Source organism: Lederbergia graminis, from assembly GCF_042655485.1.
GTDB classification, from domain to species: Bacteria; Bacillota; Bacilli; order Bacillales; family Bacillaceae_C; genus Lederbergia; species Lederbergia graminis.
In genome coordinates this window covers 1-19824 of record NZ_JBHSMC010000015.1, presented here as the reverse complement: position 1 = coordinate 19824, position 19824 = coordinate 1, and the positions used below count along the sequence as shown (strand labels likewise).

Here is a 19824-nt window from a genome sequence, read left to right as displayed (position 1 = left end):
ACGAGAGAAAAGGGGGAGTTAGCTATGAAACGCTCTAAGGCTTTAATTGGCTTATTGATTGTAATAATAGCAATCATATTTGCAGGATGTAGTAATGATGAGAATGTTTCTAGTAACGGAGGTTTACAAAAGGTAAAACTAGCCATAAGTCCTTTCCAAGACGTGTATTCTATCCATGTTGGAGTGGAGAAAGGTTTCTTTGAAGAGGAAGGTATTGAGTTAGATATCCAAGAAACAGATTGGGCTGGAGGAAATGATCTTCTTGTTGGAGGGAAAGTCGATTTAGCTACAGCAGGTGATTCCGACATTGTATTGCAAAATTCTAATGGTGTTGATACTACTTTAGCCTTTCCCATCTTTTATTTTGCTGGTGCGGCTCTGATGTTTGACGGAGATAAGCATGATTGGAAAACATATGATGAGTTCCTTGGGGAAACGAATGATGATAAAGAGGCTATGCGCCTAACATTAGAGCAAGCTAAAGGAAAGAAAGTTGGATTGAATACTAGTGTAAGTGAATATACAAGCTTCATCTCTATGTTAAATCACGCTGGATTAGATTCGGATGATTATACAATTGTTGATATGTCACAGGAAGATTTACCTCCTGCTTTGTTGTCGGGGTCTATAGATATTATGATTAGTGGAATTCCGCAGCGCTTAGCTGTACAAAAGGAAGGGTATGACACGCTGATTGACCAAACAACTCTGCCACACACCATCTCTCACAATGGATTTGCAGCGCGTAGAGATTGGATAGAAAAAAATCCGGAGTTAGCAGCAAAGCTATTAAAGGCGTTTTTCAAAACATTAAACTATATTGAGCAAAATCCAGATGATTCTTTTCCGATCATTGTGGAACAAATGAAAAATGTTGGAACTGAAATTTCAGTAGACCAACTTAATAATGTCTGGAATAAGATGGAGTTCTTCCCTAGTGGCGTTGAATTCTACGAAAAAGAGGTTCTTCATCCAGATGGTGATTTTTACTGGAAGGACCGTTTCCAGGCAGTAATAGATATTATGGAAGCAGAAGGAAAAATTGAAAAAGGTGTTGTTACAGATTTAGAATCTCTTCACTATACCGTGAAGCTGGTAAAAGAAATAGAGTGATAGATTCTCTTCGGACTTAGAAGATCTGGGAGCTGGCCACTTTATATGTACATGTGATTGAAAATTCCCAATATTATAGGAGGATGGAAGATGAATATTAATTGGAAGAAAGTTGAACTACCTGATTTTGGTGTACCTGAAGAGATTCCGGTCATAAGCAAAGAAGAACATGAGATGCGTTGTACAAAAGCATACGATAGAGCTGCGACTGATTGGTTAGTCGTATATGGAGATCGCGAGCATTTTGCAAATATACATTTTCTATCAGGATATGATCCACGCTTCGAGGAGGCACTCTTAATTTTAGGACCGAGAAATGCTAAATACTTGTTAGTTGGAATGGAAGGTCTTGATTATAGTGTGGATAAACAAATTGAGGCAAATGTTATTCTCTATCAATCATTTGGATTATTAGGACAAGATCGTACGAGTTCACCTAAATTAGATCAAATATTGCTAAACATAGGAATAAAAGAGAACGATACAGTCGGTTTATGTGGATGGAAGTATTTTGAGGAGAATGAAATGGTTTCGGATGCACCTCATTTCTTTATCCCGGCCGCAATTGTAGATAGTATTCAGAAGGTAGTTAGGCAACCATTACAAGATAAAACACCTGTGTTACTACATCCAACTGAGGGATTACGCTCTCGTAATAGTGTTGATCAGATAGCTTTATATGAATGGGGTGCTTCGAGGGCATCTGCAGCTGTTATGAATATTATGAAAGGCACGAAGGTGGGGATTTCAGAGTTAGAAGCTGTTTCTCATATGAGATATGCTGGTGAACCATTAACCGCACATGTCATGTTTTCCGCGAGAAAAGAACAGATGGTAGGGTTACGTAGTCCTTCTGCGACGAAGATTGCTTTAGGGGATGGAGTAACAACAGCGGTAGGCTACTGGGGTGGACTTAGCTGTCGAGCGGGAATGATAGACTCGAAGAACGACGAGTTTATGGAGAGGTTTGCTAAGCCTTACTATAAAGCAATTGCAACATGGTATGAAATGACAGGTATTGGAGTGCGGGGTGGAGATTTGTTTGAGAAATGTGCATCTGTACTAGCAGAAGGTGGGTTAAAACCGGCACTCAATCCCGGCCATCTCACTAGTACAGACGAATGGATGCATACTCCTGTAAGGCCAGATAGTAATGAAGTTATTGTGTCGGGAATGGCTTTTCAATGTGATATTATTCCAACTCCACTTCCAAATGGGGTAGGGTTGAATTGTGAAGATACCGTAGTTATTGCAGATGAAGCATTACGGAAGGAGTTAAAGGAAAAATATCCAGCAGTCTGGGCACGAATAGAAGCGAAACAATCATTCATCAGAGAGAAGCTGGGGATTAATATTAAGGATGAACTACTGCCATTATCTAGTAACCCAGCATATTACAATCCTTTATGGCTTAATCCTGAAATGGTGATGGTAGTGGAATAATACACTTGTAGTAGAGTTGAAGAGAATATTGCCATAGAAATGAACATGGACAATAGTCCATGTTCATTTTTGAAGGATATATAAATGATAGTTACAAAATGAAGGAATGGATGAAAATTTTAAAGGAAATGGAGATTGCATTAGATGAAAATTATTCAAACAAAAAACTATGAAGAATTATCGAAAGAGGTTTATAAAATTATCGCCGATACTCTTCAGCAAAATGAGCATGCTGTTATAAATACAACAACAGGTGCTAGCTATGACGGCACTTTCGAATTGTTAGTAGATGCAATAAATAACGATGTAATTAACATCGAAAATGCTGTTATCACAAATTTAGATGAGTATGTTGCGGATAGGGGTAAACCTTTTACTGTTTACACCTATATGCATAAGAAATTCTACAACTTAATTAAAACTCGCCCCAAATATATTGGTTTATTAGATGGTAGTGTAATAGATATTAAGAAAGAATTAGCTCGTTATTCAGCGGTATTGCAAAAATATCCAAGAGATTTGCAGTTAGTGGGCTTAGGTGTAAATGCGCATTTGGCAGCAAATGAACCGGGAACACCTTTTGATTCACGTTTATTTCTTGCCGACAGCGATGAATCCACTATTTTAAGTACGATGAAATATTGTGGTTTAACAAGGGAAGAGGCGCCAACCCAAATGTTAACGATGGGTCTTGCAGATATTATGGATGCAAAACATATTGTAGTCGCATCATCAGGTGAAAGAAAGGCTGCAGCAGTAAAGGCAACACTGAAAGGGCCAATTACTGATGAGTGTCCAGCGTCCATTTTGAGATTGCATCCAAATGTTACGTTCATTATGGATGATGCGGCAGCTTCATTATTATAGTTCACCTGAAGTTGTATTCAGTTGGATCTAGCTGGACAGATAATGTTATAAAGAGAAAGTTTTACAAGTGGGATGTGATTAGATGGAAAATTTAAGAATTTTAGTAGGTTGCCTATATCATGAGTCAAACACTTTTAACCCTTTTTATACTACAGAGAAAGACTTTGTTCTAGTAGAAGGGGAGGATATGCTAGAAAGAGTTGCTAGCACGGAAGTGTTTCAGGAATACGGCGTAGACATTATACCAAGTATTTATGCAGTGGGATTATCATCAGGTACAGTATTGGAGAGTGCGTATCGCTTTTTTGCAGATAAGATTCTTGAAGTGATTAAACGTGAGGGCAATTTGGATGCTATTTGGCTCCATCTTCATGGCTCGATGACTGTGGAAGGTGTAGGATCAGCTGAATTGCAACTTCTGAAGGAAATACGGGAGATTGTAGGAAGTGACATACCAATTGCAGTCTGTCTCGATATTCATGCAAATAATTCATTGGAATTACCGAAATATGCCAATATTATTCGTTCCTATCGCACTGTACCACATATTGATCAGCGTGATACAGAAATGATAACAGCAAAGTTATTGGTAAAAAGTGTGATGGATAGGATGAGGGTTAGGCCAGTATTCAAAAGGTTACCATTAATTATAGGTGGTGACAGTGCTGTCGGGGCAAGAGAGCCCTTAAAATCTATATTTAAAAGGCTAGAGGAAATGGAAAAGGTCGAAGGGATTGTATCAGCATCCTTTTTTATTGGATTTTCTTGGGCGGATACCGAAAATACCGCATCTTCGATTGTCGTAATTCCACAATCAGAGGACTATGAGGAATTAGCTGATAAGATGGCAGAAGAACTTGCTGGCTATGTATTTTCTAGGAGATATGATTTTGAGTTTGATGCATTAGCATTAAATCCTGAACATGCAGTTAGAGTAGCGTTGGACTCAGGTGCTTCTCAGGTATTTATATCGGATACAGGTGATAATACAACGGGTGGTGCTCCAGGAATCAATACAATATTGCTAGAATCATTGCTCAATCAACAAGATCTTAGAAGGAAAAAGGTATGTATAGCATCAATTTTAGACGATGAGGCATATACGCTTTGTGATAGGAAAGAAATTGGCGATACTGTTCAAGTAAACATAGGGATTGGATATGACGAGAATAGTAAAAGTATAAGCGTTAGAGGACGCATTAAGGCAAAAGGAGATTTGCTGGGATACTTAGGAAGTACCAATGATAAAGTAGGGAAAGTATGCACGTTGACGATAGGAGACAATGACCAGTTGGATGTAGTGATTGCTAATAAAGCCGGATCATTTATTTCCCTTCAACATTTTATTGCTGCTGGATTAAATGTTTTTGATTATGATGTGGTAGTTGTGAAACAAGGCTACTTATTTGATGAACTAAGCAAAATATCAAAGTTAGATATTTTTGCCCTCACATCTGGAGCAACCTATCAACACTTTGAAGAACTAGAGTTTAAAAATATACCAAGGCCATTGTTTCCGTTTGATACAGAGGTTGCATTTTCCACGATGGGGGTGTAGGGGAATAAAATCATTATTATAGATTGAGCCAGCAATGCGAATACACAGAGAATAATTAATAAAGCAGACTGTACAACACAGCCGGTAATTGAAATTCGTTTCAATGGCTGTGTTTAATTTTTATCTATTGAAAAGCAACTAGAAGGAAATACATTCTCCTCACTTATTTTTGGCAAAAACCTAAATGTCCACCTAGCTACCGGAAACATTGAGGGCATCGTCGGAATGGTACTAGCCGTTCCAGATTTTTTAATTCATAGGTTTTCAATTATGATGGAGTAAGGATGTGTTACACTAAAGAAAATGTTGATTATACGATAACATCAACTTATCTGAGGTGGTTCATGATGCTTATTCAATGCACAAAAAAGGTGCTCGATGAATTAAAAATAAAGCCGTCCATTGTGGAAGAAGAGGATCCGCTTTTTTCTTTTCATGCGAATGTTATTACAATTAATAGACGGAAAGTGCTCGTTCTAATGAATGATAAAAATCGCTATGTGATTGTATTATACGGAATGAAGGCGAAAGATTGGAAACGAATAGATAAACTTATCATTGAAGCGGTGAGGGAAAGTTTTAAAATTGAATTTATTAAGGAAGAGGTGATGGAACAATATATTCAAACTGCCTCTACGATATCATTCACGAAGACAAAGAATAGATCGTTCGTAGCCCAATTAAATAAGGCGTGTGATCATGTTTATTTTTACGAAAGAGATCTAGAGCCAGATAAATTAATCTAAACGGAAATGGGAAAAAATGCAAGTCGGCTACTTGTTGGTGTTGGGAATAATCAACATATTCATCCCAACGAGGAGTTGTATAAAGATTTAGCCGTTTATAGTGGACAAGAGATTTTTCAATGCAAGGCCGTAAAGTTAAAAGTAACTTTACTTCTAGAAAATCATTCTATTTGGCGGAGGATTATTGTTCCATTAGACATTACTTTTGAAAAATTTCATAAAGTACTGCAAATCTGCTTTGGGTGGCAAAATTATCACCTTCATGAATTTTATATTAATGAAGAAGCTAAAGATGAATTAGGGATACATATAAATCATTCGGCTTTTCATCCTCAAGGATATCAGCCTATAGTAAATCTAGTTTCCTATGAAGAATCACTATCCTATGCTTGCGAAGATATACCGTGCAAAATGGAAAATGGTATTAAGTTAGCAGAATACTTACCAGCCAACATGAAATATATATATGATTTCGGGGATAATTGGGAACATATCGTGGAGTGTGAAGAAATAATTGCTGATTTTAATATGAATCATCCAATCTGTTTGGATGGAGCAGGAGCAGCACCACCTGAAGATGTTGGTGGAGAATACGGATTTGACGAATTTTTAGCTACCATTGCCGACAGCAATCACCCCGATTATCATATTATTTCCTCTTGGGGTCGTCAACAAGGATACCAAGAATTTGATAAAGAACAGATAAATCGGCTATTGAAGTAATAGTCAACACCAATCTATAGTCATAGTAACCCAATAAAAAAAGAAGTAATCTCGACATCTCACGGCAGAGAGGTCCAAATTACTTCTTTTTTCTGGGGTCAGGAAAGTTGCCCTAAGAGGAAACGAACCCCATATCAAAATTTACTATGTATATGCCAAAATCCCTAAAGAATTTAGCATAATATGCTATTTCTTAGGAAATAGCAAGTAATTTACTAGCGGATTTTGTCAAAAAGCTCATTCACTCGAATCTGAAATCTCGGTATCTTAAAGTTATCCGGGAATAAAGAAGAAATAGCGCTTTCCAGCAAGGGTTCGGAATGGAAAGATTTGAAGAGAAGATTATTCATGCATTGCAGGATTTCGAGCGCGAATATGCGATAAGGAAGCGCCATCCGTTCTTGCCACCGCCAACGTTTAATTTTGGAGCGATAAAGGGAGGCATGGCGGGAATAATAGTCCCAGATTATTGCATGCTCGATTTTGGACTGCATTTTTTACCAGAGGATGGATACGAAGATGGATTAGGGTCCTTGGTCGACACTTTATATCTAAAATAAATATCCATAAAATAAAATAGATTTTTTATTTCTTCTTCTGCTTTTGTAATTTTAATTGGTAATCGGAAAATAGTGTAGAAAGAGGGTTAAAAAGTACCCTCTTCCATAGCTTTAATCAGTGTGGAAAAATCAGCACCATAAATTTCTTCACACACCCATTTATAACCAGTTTTTGGCCAATTTGGAAGTTGATCGGGTAACATTTTTCCGAAAGTAACTTCAACTTCTTTGAATTTCTTTTTCCTTTTAACTTTACGATAGCCCTGTGTAAACAAAATCTTGGCTCTGAGGGATTCGAAAGAGTAACCACGACCAACATGATTTATCGTCTTAATTAAGCGATTTAAGGACTCTGGCGTTTGTGATAGGTGAAGTGAAATAATTGAATATCTCTTCTTCCCAATTGGTCATAGCCCTAATGAGATCCTCGAAGTAGATCATTAACTCCTTAGGTACATTTGAAAGCCATTCTTGATAAAGTTTATATGCTTCATCGACTGTTTTAGCTTCATAAATGTCAAAGAACTGTTCTTTGAGTTCGTAGGCTTGACCAAGTAATGGGAACATATCAGTCAATACTTGCAGTTTTATTTGGTCATCAAAGTCATTGAGGTTTTTACGCCTTATCAGAAGCACATAACGGTCTCTCATGAGTTGCCTACGTTCTTTGGCAGATACATTTTGACGATTGGCCTTTCGTATCTTCTCTAAGGTTTCATTTGCTAATTTAACAACGTGAAGCTTGTCGATAACTATTTTGGCGTGAGGAATTACCATGTTAACCGCATCTTTGTATGGTCTCCACATATCCATTGCTACAAGTTCAATTTTATCAATGTCTTTGAGCTTTGAAAGGTAACTGATAACCACATCTTTATTACGTTTTCGCAAAATGTCTATTACCGATTTGTTTTCAACATCTGTAACGACAAAACGATAGTTTTTTTACAAATGGACTTCATCAAGACCAAGCCATTTAGGAGTTCTAAACTCTGTTTGTACTTCAAGTTCAGCAACATAGTCATTAAAGATGTTACGTACAGTTTTTTCATCAACACCTATATCATCTGCAACGCTGGTAAAAGTCTTTTCAAGACTTGCTTCTTGAATCCAATCTATAAGTCTATTAGTAACCGAACGATTAACATCCATATCCGGAAGATTTTCAAAAAACGCTTCGTTACATTCCCTACATTTATAACGTTGCCGTTTTACATAAAAACCGACACGTTTGGCGTGCATTGATAAATCGAAAAATAACTGTTTCTTTTTACCATGCTTATTTAAATTTGCAATAGTACCACACTTTGAACAGTGGGTAGGAGGCGGTAAAGCAGTCTCAACTAAGAATCTATAATCAGATTCACTCTCATGCATATCAATAATTTTAAGGCTTGGTAGGTTGAGCATATTATTTATCATTTTGTCATTTTGCTTTTGCAACATTTTAGATAAAAAAACAAAAAGCATTACCTGATGATTAGAGTAATACTTTTTCTGATAAAGTACTTAATTTTTACGAACGCTGTTCCTCGCTATTATGGCCGGATAATTTTATATATCTTTACTTGTTTCTCAAGTATTCATTTTGTAAAATTCCCATATGGATGATGTCATGCCATTCACCATTTCTAAATAGACTTTGTCTACTATTTCCTTCCTTCTGAAAACCGATTTTAGTGTACAAACGAATAGCTCTATCATTAAATGAAAATACCTTAAGGGAAACTCGATGGAGGTTCATTTCGCAAAAAACATAATTCAACAGTAATTTTAAACTCTCTGAACCATAGCCTTTTCCCCAATAATCTTTTTCCCCGATATCAATAATACATTCAGCATTTCTATTCTTATAATCTATGTTGATTAATGATACAATTCCAATTGGTATTTCCTTACTTTTTTCAACAATGATATAACTTTTGGCTGTAGGTGATCCCAAAATAACATGACTAACAAACTCTTTAGTTTCTTCCATAGGATAAACATCCAAAGATGGGTTGGTGGAATGCATAACTTCCAAATCATTTCTCCACTTGTTATAAAGTTCAGTATCTTCTTTTGTCATCTTTCTTAATCTCACTCTTAATGATTCAAACAACATAACAATCACTCCTCATTTGCAGAATTTGGATTAATTAATATTTCTAAAGTAAAAAGAAAAACAGATAATTGCTCCTTTCCTTTTGTCTGTTCATGTCCCAGTTGAAAAGAGTCTAACATTAAGCCGTTTATAAATGATATAAGGTACCGTGCAATAGAACGAGTAGATTGTTGAGGTCTAAATTCTCCCTTACGCTTGCCTTCATTCAATACTTCTTCTATAGCTTCAACAATCCTATTGTAGCGTTCAGAAATGTAAGGAAAATTATCTTTATCATTTGCGTAATTAGATGACAAAAAGAATTCTGCCCTTGCATAAAGCAATGTTTGGTCAATTCTTTCAACATAAGATCGTTGTTCTTCAACCCAGTTTTTTAATTGTAGCCATATTGAACCTTCATCAGACGGTACTAAATATTGAATGTCTTTTTGATCATCATATTTTAAGACTTCGAGAAAAACGTCTTCAATATTATCAAAGTAACTATACAATGCACCCCTTGAGATTCCTGCGTTGTCCATAATATCTTGCATAGATGTGTGAACAAACCCTTTTTTGATAAAAACCTTCCTGGCTATTTCTACTATTTCTTTTTTTCTTTCCCTTTTGTATTCTTCGCTAACTTTAGGTGCCATGTAGCCACCTCCATAATAATTGATAAAAAGACACACAAAAAACTATACACTAATGTCGTTTTCTAATATAAATTATAACGACATTAGTGTATAGTTTCAAGAGCCGTGAATATTATTTATGTAAATAAAGTGGGGAATTCATTCATTATTGGCGTGTTTAACTTAGCAAAACAATTGGGTTGCTATATGTAAGTTACTTATTTTCGATTTCAAAAATTCTATAGTGCTTCCACACGATAATCCGAAATAGCACTTAAATGGTCCTTAGTTTAATAAAATGTGTTTCCACACTAAATTCCGAATACCCATTTTAATAATAGTCTAATCGTCTAGTGGGTTGTCTGAACCTAATTCTGTACAGTTTTTGTACATATCAATTTCATAAATTTACTTAGAAAGTAATTGTAAAGGTGTGTATGATAAACAATGCAGAATATTAGTGTAATTATGGAGTCCAAACTGCTGAGAGAAGTGTTACTAGACATAATTAAAGATACAATTTCAAATGTAGTTGTTTCGACCATTAGCTCTCTAGAACAACAGAAAATATATCAGCCTGAAAATATAGGGGATCTCCTTTTTATCGATGTTGAGGCAAATGTTGATGTTTTAAAAGCTATCAAGTTTTATCAAGATCATCAAAAAAAAGTAATTGTATGGACCTCGGGTAACCCCAAAGATAGATTGCAGAATCTATTTCTACAGCGAGTGGATGGCTATTTTTATTCCGGAATGGAGAAGGAGGAAATTATCTCTGCAATACTAATGGTTCAAGAGGGAGAGGTTTACATCCATCCTAGGTTATCTCCTATTCTATTAGATGCTTATATCAAAAAGGAAAGTACTCTAGTTGAGAAGCCGAAAACACTCTTAACACAGCGTGAATGGGAGATATTGGAGTTATTGACGAAGGGATACAGTAATGATGAGATTTCTTATCACTTAGAAATCAAGAATAGAACAGTAAAAAATCATGTAAGTTCATTGTTGAAAAAGTTAAATGCTACTAGTCGGACGAATGCTGTTTCGATTGCATTAAAAAATAGATGGTTCTAATGTAAAGCAAATCACACAAAAAGGCTCAGGCTATTTCATTTTGATTAATATAATAACTATGTTGTTGTGCTCATTGGTACACAGCACTTGTAGGTATTAACCTAAATATTTGGAAGTGCTGTTTTTGTTATCGTATGAAAGAGTTGTAATAGTTTGAGAAGTATTCGATGAGGAATGATATAATAGGCTAAGTTTACTAGAAGATTTTAGAGAATAACTTTTCGGGGGATTACGATACTGTGTCTATTAGAAAAATAACCTTTATAATTGTAGCCTTTGTCATATTTCTTCTGACACTTCGAATACTTTGGATTAATCATCACTCATTTCCTGATCATCCAAGGGTGTCGCATGGTAAATTGGACTTGCGTGAATGGGGGTTTATTACTAATTCTCCGCTAATACTTGATGGTGAGTGGGAGTTTTACCCTGGGGAATTTATCATAAAAGAAAATGTTCATCCATCACAAATAGACAGTCAGGAATATGTTCAAGTTCCAGGTAATTGGAATGTTTCCACTGGTAAAAAAAATAACTACGGTTATGGATCGTACCGATTGAGAATATATATCGATCCATCTTTTGGAAGTACATATGGAATAAGAGTCCCATATATTAGTAGCTCGTCAGAAGTGTATGTAAATGGTGAGTTGTTGTCGAGTTCAGGAAAACCGGCAGCGACAAAAAATCAATACAAGCCATCGAACTCACCATATACAGTTTATTTTCCTATAGAAAATGAATCTGAAATTGAACTTGTTATTCAAGTTGCTAACTTTGACAATCTCGGAAAAGGCGGAATAGCTCGTTCTATTAAGTTTGGCCTTGAAGAGCCACTACGGAAAAGTATTAATTTCACAAAAAATATAACATTAATTTCCTGTATGTTGTATTTAATTCATGCATTATATAGCTTGATTTTATTTTTTATTGGAAATCGTGACAAAAGGTTTCTATATTTCTCCGTAACCGTAATTTGTATCATTCTAGGTACATTAGTAGGAGAGCGATTATTATTCGAGTGGTTTCCATTGAACTTTGAATGGGGAATTAAAATAAAATATCTTACCGTTATATTCGGTGGCTATTTTTTATTGCAGTGTATAAGACAGCAATTGCCAGAATTTCTTCATAGAAAATTCGTCCCTATATACAATTTGATAAGTGGTATGCTAGTTTTCCTTATCCTAATATTATCAGCAGAATACAATTTGAAGTTTACTCTTTTCTATACGATGGTGATGCTTATTCCGTGTTTCCTAGCTCTACTCTTAATGTACAATGTTACAAAACATATTGATAAGAATAATATTTATTTGTTGTTGGCACTGATTGCTGGAGTAGGGAGTCTAATTTGGTTGATTATATTAACACGTCTACAGATTGAAATGGAGCCGTATCCGTTTGACTTAATGATAGCAATGATTTGCTTTGCTATATACTGGTTTAAGCGATATTTTTATATATTAGAAGAATCTAGAGTTTTAATGGGTGAACTTCAAAAGGCTAATGAGCAAAAAGACGAATTTCTCCTTACTGTTGCTCATGAAATGAAAAACCCACTGCATGGTATATTAAATATCTCACATGCTATTACAGAGCGAGAAAAGGATAATCTGCAGACAAAAAGCTTACGAGACTTAAAATTACTAAATGCAGTAGGAAGGCGCATGTCGTTAATGTTAAATGATTTATTGGAATTAGAAAGGTACAAAGAAAATCTCATTGTCATTAAGCCCATGGATATATCAATTTATTCTGTTACAGAAGCGGTTATGAATATACTTCGTTTTATGACAGATGGAAAGAATGTCAAACTAGAAAATAAAATACCGAAAAACTTTCCAAATGTGAGAGCGGATGAAAATAGACTAAATCAAATATTATTTAACCTGCTTCATAATGCGATTAAACACACTAATGAAGGGGAGATATCTGTTTATGCAACTATAAAGGAGGAATGGGCAGAAATTTATGTGTGTGATACAGGGCGAGGAATTGATGAAGAGATTCAAGAAAAGTTATTTGAACCATATGTCCAATCTACTTCTGGGCATGAAGGTGGATTTGGTCTAGGTCTCAGTATTTGTAAAAAGCTAGTTGAATTACATGGGGGGAAAATGAGTGTTTCATCCATACCCGAAAAAGGATCCATCTTTTCTTTTTCTCTTAAATTATCGTCATCAACCCAAAATCTCAATTCTGTTATGAAGGAACCATTTCAATTCCAAGAAGAGCACCTAACTTTAAACGAGATGGCTGCTTCAATGGCTGAGAGAAGGCAAAGTAAATCTGTAGAACCAATAAGAATTCTCGCTGTGGATGATGATCCTATAAATTTAAAGGTGCTTGAAAATATTTTTGAATTGGAAATTTATCATATATATACAACACAGAATGCACAGCATGCACTTTCCATGCTAAGTGCTCATGAATGGGATTTAATGATTGTGGATGTTATGATGCCGTATATGTCCGGGTATGAATTAACAACTAATGTTAGGAAGCATTATTCAATATTAGAGTTGCCAATTTTGCTTTTGACAGCTCATCATAGACCAGAGGATATAGAAATAGGATTCCAAGTGGGTGCAAATGATTATGTAACAAAGCCGGTAAATTCTCTTGAACTAAAGGCGAGAGTGCAATCCCTCACTAAAGTAAAAAAATCGATTAGCGAACGCTTGAGGATGGAAGCCGCATGGTTGCAAGCTCAAATCAAGCCCCATTTTATAATAAATACTTTTAATTCAATTGCATCATTAAGTAGATTGAATTTGGACAAGATGGATGAATTAATTCATGAACTTTCTAATTATATTCGCCTTAGTATCGATTTTCAAAATATAGACGGTTTGTCACCATTAGAGGATGAACTTCAGCTAGTTCAATCTTATTTGTTTATTCAAAAGCAGCGTTTTGGGGAAAGACTACATGTAATTTGGAATACAGATGAACAAATTCAATTTCTTATCCCACCTTTAACGATTCAGCCACTTGTAGAAAATGCGATACATCATGGACTAATGAAGCGCATAGAAGGTGGAGAAGTTCGGATATCTATTAAAGATGTTGGGGAAAAAGTGCTAATTTCTGTAGCTGATAATGGCGTAGGGATGAGGAAAGAAAAAGTCGCACAGCTTTTAAATGGGGATCCCGCGAACTCTGGAATTGGTATTATTAACACGGATAGACGATTAAGGCAATTGTATGGTCAAGGGCTACGTATTAAAAGCAAGGTAGGAGAAGGGACGGAAATTTCATTCTTAGTTAATAAGTAGTTTTAGGTAAATTAACCTACTGAAAGCAAAAATGAAGAAAATAGTCATAAAGAACTAGGTGTTGTGTGTTAATGAGGTGAGTGGAAATACAAATTAGAAAAAAGATCTTAATAAAGTGTTAATGTAATTAATCGCTTACATCCATATAGCAAAAGGTTCTAGGTACTTTGAGAATAAAGTCCTAGAACCTTTTTTATGCTCAGTTAGCAGTTTCACTCGTTCAGAAATTGTTTAGATATAGTCATTACAATATTTATTTGGAGTTAAGAATGACATATTTATCTTTATAAAGGAGTGGGGGTTCTTAAATGCGAAGAAAATTGAGCATGATCACTTTAATCATCGTTATCGTTTCAAATTCAATTTTTACGAATCTTGTTCCGTTAGTAGCGAAAGCTGAAGAAACAGGAACTGCTATTTTTTCAAATGTTACTTTAACAGATGATAAAGGGAATATTCTCGATGTTAATCAAAATCCGGAATATCGTCCAGAAGTTGATGTCGAAGTGAATATAGATTTTGATTGGTCGTTGAATAAAATTGATGATGCAGATGACAAAACGTATTCGTATACTTTACCATCAGAAATAAAAATTGCAGAAGAACAAAATGGAAAGCTGCTAACAAATGAGGGAAAGGAGGTTGGAACATTCCAGGTCACTACTGATGGTGAGTTAGTATTTTCAATTCAACAACTTGAAACTGATGGCACTGCTATTGGGAAGCTTAGATTTAAGGCTATATTCAATAAAGAGGCTATCGTCGACAATGAAACTATTGATATTTCATTCCCTTTAACAGATCAAGAGAAGCATATCATTATTAAGTTTCAGGGACAATCAAAGGTAGAAGTAGAAAAAACGAAGGAAAGTCTATCATTAAATAATACCAAAGAAATTACCGAAAATATTATCACCGGAGTGAAGTTATCGCAAAAAATAGGAGAAGGGGAATTTGAATATTTACCTCCTGGGTCGGAAGTTGTTGTTGATAATCCCTATGATGAATTTAAGGTAAAGCTAGAGTATAAGTTTGCCCTTCCAAATGGTCATAATTATGGAGATGGTTCTACTTTTACAATCGAAATCCCTGATGAATTTAGTTTGTTAGCAAATCCAGAGTCAACACCATTAAAAAATGAAAGTGGAGTGGAATTTGCTGAATTTATCGTAACACGCGATAACAAAATTGTGATTACTTTTAATGAAAACATTGAAAACAACTCTAATGTATCAGGGTACATCAATTTGGAGTCAGAGTTTAAAGCACACTATGCTGGATTAGCGGAAACAGAAATCACTTTTCCAGTGGATGGGGAAGGAACTGTTACGTATCCGATTACATTTATTCCAAAAGGAACATCCATTGATAAACAAGGTGTAGCAGATCGAGCATACAACACACAAACGATTACATGGACGGTTGATTTTAATAAAAATTTACAAAAAATAAAGAATGCAATTTTGAGAGATGAGACAGTAGGCAATCACAAATTTGTAGCTGATTCGCTGAAAGTATATAAGCTTCATATGAATGCTGACGGTACGATAGATGAAAGTAAGACGGAAGAGTTGGAGAATCACGAATTTGGTTCAGAATTCCCTCTTGAACTAGGCGATATTGACTCTGCCTATCGCGTTGTTTATGAGACTGTAATCTCAAGTGATGATAAGGGAACAAGTTACTCTAACACAGCAACATTAGATGGTGATAATACAAATCCAGTACGCGCATCTGCAACTGTTGGTGTTAAACGTGGAAAGCCACTTGAGAAGAGCTCGACAGATTATAATAAAGTTACACAAACGATTACGTGGGAAGTGAAATATAATTATGATGAAAAAGTTATTTCTCAAGAGAAAGCGAAATTAACAGATATTTTTGGTAAAAACCAACAATTGGTGAATGGTAGTTTCATAGTTTTGGAAGTGGAGATTGATCCAGATACAGGTGAAGAAAAAGGGACGAAAGAAGTTAGCGCCGAAGTTTATACACCCATACTTCATGATGACAAGAAAGGCTTTGATTTTCAATTTAATGAAGGAATTAAAAAGGCATACAAAATTATTTATCAAACTACCGCGGTTGATCGTATTGATGAGGATGGTAATATAGAAAACACTATTACGGATGAATTTGAAAATACTATAAAAAGTGGTCGATATGTAAACCAAGGTATTTTCATTAAGTCACATGATAATAAGCCGAAATACAATACGAAAGAAACAAGCTGGACTGTCCTCATTAACAGAGATGAACACGTTATGAGTGATGTTGCATTCTTCGATACATTACCGGAAGGCTTCACACCGAAAAATGTAGTAGTAACACATGATAGTCAACCTTTAGTGAAAGATACACATTATACGTATCATTTTGATCAGAACACAAGGAAAATAGCAATCGAATTCAAAAATAACATTACAAAAAGGGTGTATATCACCTATACAACCGAAATTGATTTTGATTATGTAAATCCGAAAGATGTGAAATATACGAACCATGCAGTTCTCGAATGGATCCCGGAAAATGAAACAACGAAAATTAAGAAAGAAGGAACCGCTACGTTTGATCCGGATACGTATACAAAACAGAATGGTTTTAAAGGGGCAAAGTATAACCCAGTAACAAAAGAAATAACATGGCAAATAGGTGTTAACTATAACAAAGCAACCCTTAATAATGCGATTGTGGAAGACATTATATTAGGGGAACAAAACTTTAATGTAAATAACGTAAAAGTGTATCACATGGAATTAACAGGTGGAGCGAATGGCGTTATAAAAGGTGCTGAGGTTGATCCAAAAGATATCCGTATTGTAAAAGATGTCGATGGTAAACCAGGATTCCAAGTCTATCTAGGTAATATTACAACTCCATATTTGATTGAATACACGACTGACCTTAACGAATTACTAGTAGAGAAAACATATCATAATACAGCTACAGTAAAAAGTGATAATCGTGATGGTTTTGACTTAAATGCTTCCGTTTCACCAATTCATGGGGGCGAGTATACGAAGAAAAATGCATCACAGAATAACGAAAACCCACGAATTGTAAACTGGCGTGTCAATATTAACTATGCGCAATCAACGGTATCCAATGTCTCTATTTCCGATACTCCGGGCATAAATCAGTTGTTACTACGTGATACGATTAAGCTTTATGATACAGAAGTTACGGAAAGTAGCATCAACAAAGGTAAGAACCAACTTACCGAGGGTGAGGATTATACACTAGACATTATTGAAAACGAAGATGGTACTGAAACCTTTACCATTACCTTTATCGAAGAAATAATAGATCTCGCATATGTACTCGAATATGATACGCGGATTATGTATAAAGGTGATGGCTATCTAGAAAATGTTGTGAAGTTTAATGGTACGCAAACAGAAGGGAAAGATACTAATAATTCCATCAGAAAGCAAATTCAATTAGGTAATATCGGTGGTGGAATTGATGGTGAAGTCGGAAGCCTGGAAGTAACGAAAGTGGATGCCGATGATCAGAAAGTTTTATCAGGAGCAACATTTGAACTTTTTGATACAGATGGGAACTTTATTCGCAGTTACACAACAGGTGAAGATGGAAAGGTAACATTCAAGAATCTACTTTATGGTGACTATATTTTAAAAGAAACAAACGCTCCAGACGGATATGTGGTTGGAATTAATGATAAGAAACAAGTTAAAGTAGATGCTGAAGTTTCAAAGGTTACAATCAATAATAAGAAAATTATTCGTGCAGTAGAACTTTTGAAGGTAGATGCGGAAACTGGTGACCCATTATCGGGTGCCACATTTATGTTAAAGAAAAAAACTGGTGGGTTTGTTGATATTCTAGTTACTGATAATAATGGAGCCATTTATAAAGATGGTTTAGAGCCAGGAGAATATCAATTTATAGAACTAATTGCACCTGAAGGTTACCAAAAGATAACGGAGCCAATAGATTTTATAATTGATGAAAAACAAACGGTCGTTAGAAAGGTAACAGCCGAAAATTTAAAACTTGGTTCTGTGGAGTTAATAAAATTTAATGCTGATGATCCAGCCGAATTTTTAGCCAATGCAGAATTTAAGTTACTTCGTGACAATGGATCAATTGTACACCCAATTTTAAGAACGAATGAAGATGGACGTATCTTTGTATCGGACTTACAACCGGGAAAATATCAGTTCGTTGAAATAAAAGCACCTGACTTTTTCCAACTAGACAAGACTCCATTGACATTCGAACTTAAAACTGGAGAATCAAAAACAATCACAATTGAGGCGCCAAACAAATTAATTACTGGTAAAGCCCAGTTGATTAAAATAGATAAAGATGATAATGAAACTAAATTAGCGGGTGCAGAATTTAAACTTGTGGATGACCAGGGGAATGTTATACATGAAAATTTAATCACCGATAATGAGGGTGAAATTTCCGTAGATAACGTAAAACCAGGTAAATATAAGTTTATTGAGACGAAAGCACCAGAACATTATCAGTTAGATAGTAAGGAAATTGGATTTACAATTGAAAGAAGTAAGACGGAAGCAGATGTTAATGTAGTTTCTCTCACTGCTGAAAATGAATTAATTCCAGGTGTTGTGGAATTAGTAAAAGTGGATAAAGACAATACTAGCACTAGTCTTGAGGGTGCAGAATTTACTTTACAAGATTCAGAAGGGAATATCCTTCAAGAAGGTTTGACAACTAATACTGATGGTAAAATTGTTGTTGAAGACTTAAGACCGGGAAGCTATCAATTCGTTGAAACAAAGGCACCAGATTATTACCAACTGGATGCAAAACCAATTGCTTTCGAAATTGTAAAAAGCCAAAAGGAAGAACTTGTAGTCACGGTAGAAAACGAATTAATTCGTGGTAAAGTCGAGTTAACTAAGGTGGATATTGATAACAATCATGCTCCATTAGCAGATGCAGTGTTTACATTGCTAAATGCAGATGGTGAAGTGATTATCGAAGGATTTAAAACAAATGAAGCAGGGAAAATAATTGTTAATAACTTAAAGCCTGGTGACTACCAATTCGTTGAAATGGCTGCGCCATTTGGCTATGACTTAGACCCAACCCCAATCAATTTTACGATTGAAAAGGCTAAAACTGTGGATGATGTGAAGCAGATAGAAGTAACAGCTAAGAATGAATTATCGACTGGGTCTGTTGAACTAACAAAAGTAGATACAGATAATAAAAATGTACCAATTAAAGATCCTGCAGTATTTGAATTACAAGATGGAAACGGCAAGACATTACAAGAAAACTTAACAACGAACGAAGAAGGAAAGTTAGTTGTTGACGACTTAAAACCAGGAAACTATCAATTTGTTGAAACAAAAGCACCATTTGGTTATGACCTAGACCCAACCCCAATTACATTCACGATTGACAAAGGTCAAACGGAAATAACGAAAGTGATTGCTGGCAATGAATTAACAACTGGTTCTGTAGAATTAATTAAAATTGACAAAGACAATAATGAAATCTTTCTTGAAGATGCAGAATTTGAACTTCAAGATGCCGAAGGTAATGTGCTGCATAAGGATTTAGTAACAAATGCCGATGGTAAACTTGTCGTAAACGACTTAAAACCAGGTGTTTACCAGTTTGTTGAAACGAAAGCACCGTTTGGTTACGACCTAGATCCAAGCCCAATTGCTTTTACAATTGAAAAAGGTCAAATCGAAATGGTAGTGAAGCAAGTAGAAAATGAATTAACGCCG

14 protein-coding genes are annotated in these 19824 nt (G+C 35.4%); 10 read left to right on the top strand and 4 right to left on the bottom strand.

Annotation, left to right across the window (positions count from 1 at the left end; translation table 11 throughout):
- The first annotated feature begins 24 nt into the window (after positions 1 to 24).
- From ACFPM4_RS12515 to ACFPM4_RS12485, 7 genes are all read left to right on the top strand, one after another.
- Positions 25 to 1113, top strand: a complete 1089-nt coding sequence (locus ACFPM4_RS12515) for an ABC transporter substrate-binding protein (protein ID WP_382352150.1) — start codon at positions 25 to 27, stop codon at positions 1111 to 1113.
- A 90-nt stretch (positions 1114 to 1203) separates the two neighbouring features.
- Entirely contained in the window at positions 1204 to 2556 is a 1353-nt protein-coding gene (locus ACFPM4_RS12510; RefSeq protein ID WP_382352147.1) for a M24 family metallopeptidase, read from the top strand.
- Positions 2557 to 2700: 144 nt separating this feature from the next.
- The gene (locus tag ACFPM4_RS12505; RefSeq protein ID WP_382352144.1) at positions 2701 to 3423 is read left to right on the top strand and encodes a glucosamine-6-phosphate deaminase; all 723 of its coding nucleotides are present in this window, start codon (positions 2701 to 2703) and stop codon (positions 3421 to 3423) included.
- A gap of 82 nt (positions 3424 to 3505) precedes the next feature.
- Complete coding sequence (locus ACFPM4_RS12500; RefSeq protein WP_382352141.1) at positions 3506 to 4981, top strand: M81 family metallopeptidase; 1476 nt, start codon at positions 3506 to 3508, stop codon at positions 4979 to 4981.
- A gap of 347 nt (positions 4982 to 5328) precedes the next feature.
- A complete protein-coding gene (locus ACFPM4_RS12495) occupies positions 5329 to 5727 on the top strand; it encodes a DUF6933 domain-containing protein (protein ID WP_382352138.1) in 399 nt (132 codons plus the stop codon).
- A 6-nt stretch (positions 5728 to 5733) separates the two neighbouring features.
- Positions 5734 to 6450: a plasmid pRiA4b ORF-3 family protein gene (locus tag ACFPM4_RS12490; RefSeq protein ID WP_382352135.1), complete on the top strand. Its 717-nt coding sequence runs from the start codon at positions 5734 to 5736 to the stop codon at positions 6448 to 6450.
- A 320-nt stretch (positions 6451 to 6770) separates the two neighbouring features.
- A complete protein-coding gene (locus ACFPM4_RS12485) occupies positions 6771 to 7010 on the top strand; it encodes a peptidase dimerization domain-containing protein (protein ID WP_382352132.1) in 240 nt (79 codons plus the stop codon).
- A gap of 330 nt (positions 7011 to 7340) precedes the next feature.
- Here the strand turns inward: ACFPM4_RS12485 and ACFPM4_RS12480 are convergent, their stop codons facing one another.
- The 4 genes from ACFPM4_RS12480 to ACFPM4_RS12465 all read right to left on the bottom strand — a co-directional run bounded on the left by ACFPM4_RS12480 (position 7341) and on the right by ACFPM4_RS12465 (position 9749).
- A complete protein-coding gene (locus ACFPM4_RS12480; RefSeq protein WP_382352129.1) occupies positions 7341 to 7901 on the bottom strand; it encodes a transposase in 561 nt (186 codons plus the stop codon).
- 54 nt (positions 7902 to 7955) lie between these two features.
- Entirely contained in the window at positions 7956 to 8480 is a 525-nt protein-coding gene (locus ACFPM4_RS12475; RefSeq protein ID WP_382352126.1) for a helix-turn-helix domain-containing protein, read from the bottom strand.
- A 94-nt stretch (positions 8481 to 8574) separates the two neighbouring features.
- Positions 8575 to 9114 (bottom strand): GNAT family N-acetyltransferase, encoded by a 540-nt coding sequence (locus ACFPM4_RS12470; protein ID WP_144925225.1) that lies wholly within the window; start codon positions 9112 to 9114, stop codon positions 8575 to 8577.
- A gap of 5 nt (positions 9115 to 9119) precedes the next feature.
- Complete coding sequence (locus ACFPM4_RS12465) at positions 9120 to 9749, bottom strand: TetR/AcrR family transcriptional regulator (protein ID WP_382352122.1); 630 nt, start codon at positions 9747 to 9749, stop codon at positions 9120 to 9122.
- A 426-nt stretch (positions 9750 to 10175) separates the two neighbouring features.
- On the opposite strand from ACFPM4_RS12465, the gene ACFPM4_RS12460 reads away from it, so the two are divergent.
- From ACFPM4_RS12460 to ACFPM4_RS12450, 3 genes are all read left to right on the top strand, one after another.
- A complete protein-coding gene (locus ACFPM4_RS12460) occupies positions 10176 to 10805 on the top strand; it encodes a response regulator transcription factor (protein ID WP_382352119.1) in 630 nt (209 codons plus the stop codon).
- A gap of 359 nt (positions 10806 to 11164) precedes the next feature.
- Entirely contained in the window at positions 11165 to 14086 is a 2922-nt protein-coding gene (locus ACFPM4_RS12455) for a hybrid sensor histidine kinase/response regulator (RefSeq protein ID WP_382352116.1), read from the top strand.
- Positions 14087 to 14394: 308 nt separating this feature from the next.
- A partial coding sequence (locus ACFPM4_RS12450; RefSeq protein ID WP_382352113.1) for a SpaA isopeptide-forming pilin-related protein occupies positions 14395 to 19824 on the top strand: 5430 nt, incomplete at its 3' end.

Excerpts from the sequence above, each read along its gene's own strand:
- ACFPM4_RS12460 (WP_382352119.1), top strand. The coding sequence starts at position 10,176 with ATGCAGAATATTAGTGTAATTATGGAGTCCAAACTGCTGAGAGAAGTG.
- ACFPM4_RS12485 (WP_382352132.1), top strand. The coding sequence starts at position 6,771 with ATGGAAAGATTTGAAGAGAAGATTATTCATGCATTGCAGGATTTCGAG.
- ACFPM4_RS12515 (WP_382352150.1), top strand. The coding sequence starts at position 25 with ATGAAACGCTCTAAGGCTTTAATTGGCTTATTGATTGTAATAATAGCA.
- ACFPM4_RS12510 (WP_382352147.1), top strand. The coding sequence starts at position 1,204 with ATGAATATTAATTGGAAGAAAGTTGAACTACCTGATTTTGGTGTACCT.
- ACFPM4_RS12490 (WP_382352135.1), top strand. The coding sequence starts at position 5,734 with ATGGGAAAAAATGCAAGTCGGCTACTTGTTGGTGTTGGGAATAATCAA.
- ACFPM4_RS12470 (WP_144925225.1), bottom strand. The coding sequence starts at position 9,114 with ATGTTGTTTGAATCATTAAGAGTGAGATTAAGAAAGATGACAAAAGAA.
- ACFPM4_RS12475 (WP_382352126.1), bottom strand. The coding sequence starts at position 8,480 with ATGCTTTTTGTTTTTTTATCTAAAATGTTGCAAAAGCAAAATGACAAA.
- ACFPM4_RS12505 (WP_382352144.1), top strand. The coding sequence starts at position 2,701 with ATGAAAATTATTCAAACAAAAAACTATGAAGAATTATCGAAAGAGGTT.
- ACFPM4_RS12495 (WP_382352138.1), top strand. The coding sequence starts at position 5,329 with ATGCTTATTCAATGCACAAAAAAGGTGCTCGATGAATTAAAAATAAAG.
- ACFPM4_RS12465 (WP_382352122.1), bottom strand. The coding sequence starts at position 9,749 with ATGGCACCTAAAGTTAGCGAAGAATACAAAAGGGAAAGAAAAAAAGAA.
- ACFPM4_RS12500 (WP_382352141.1), top strand. The coding sequence starts at position 3,506 with ATGGAAAATTTAAGAATTTTAGTAGGTTGCCTATATCATGAGTCAAAC.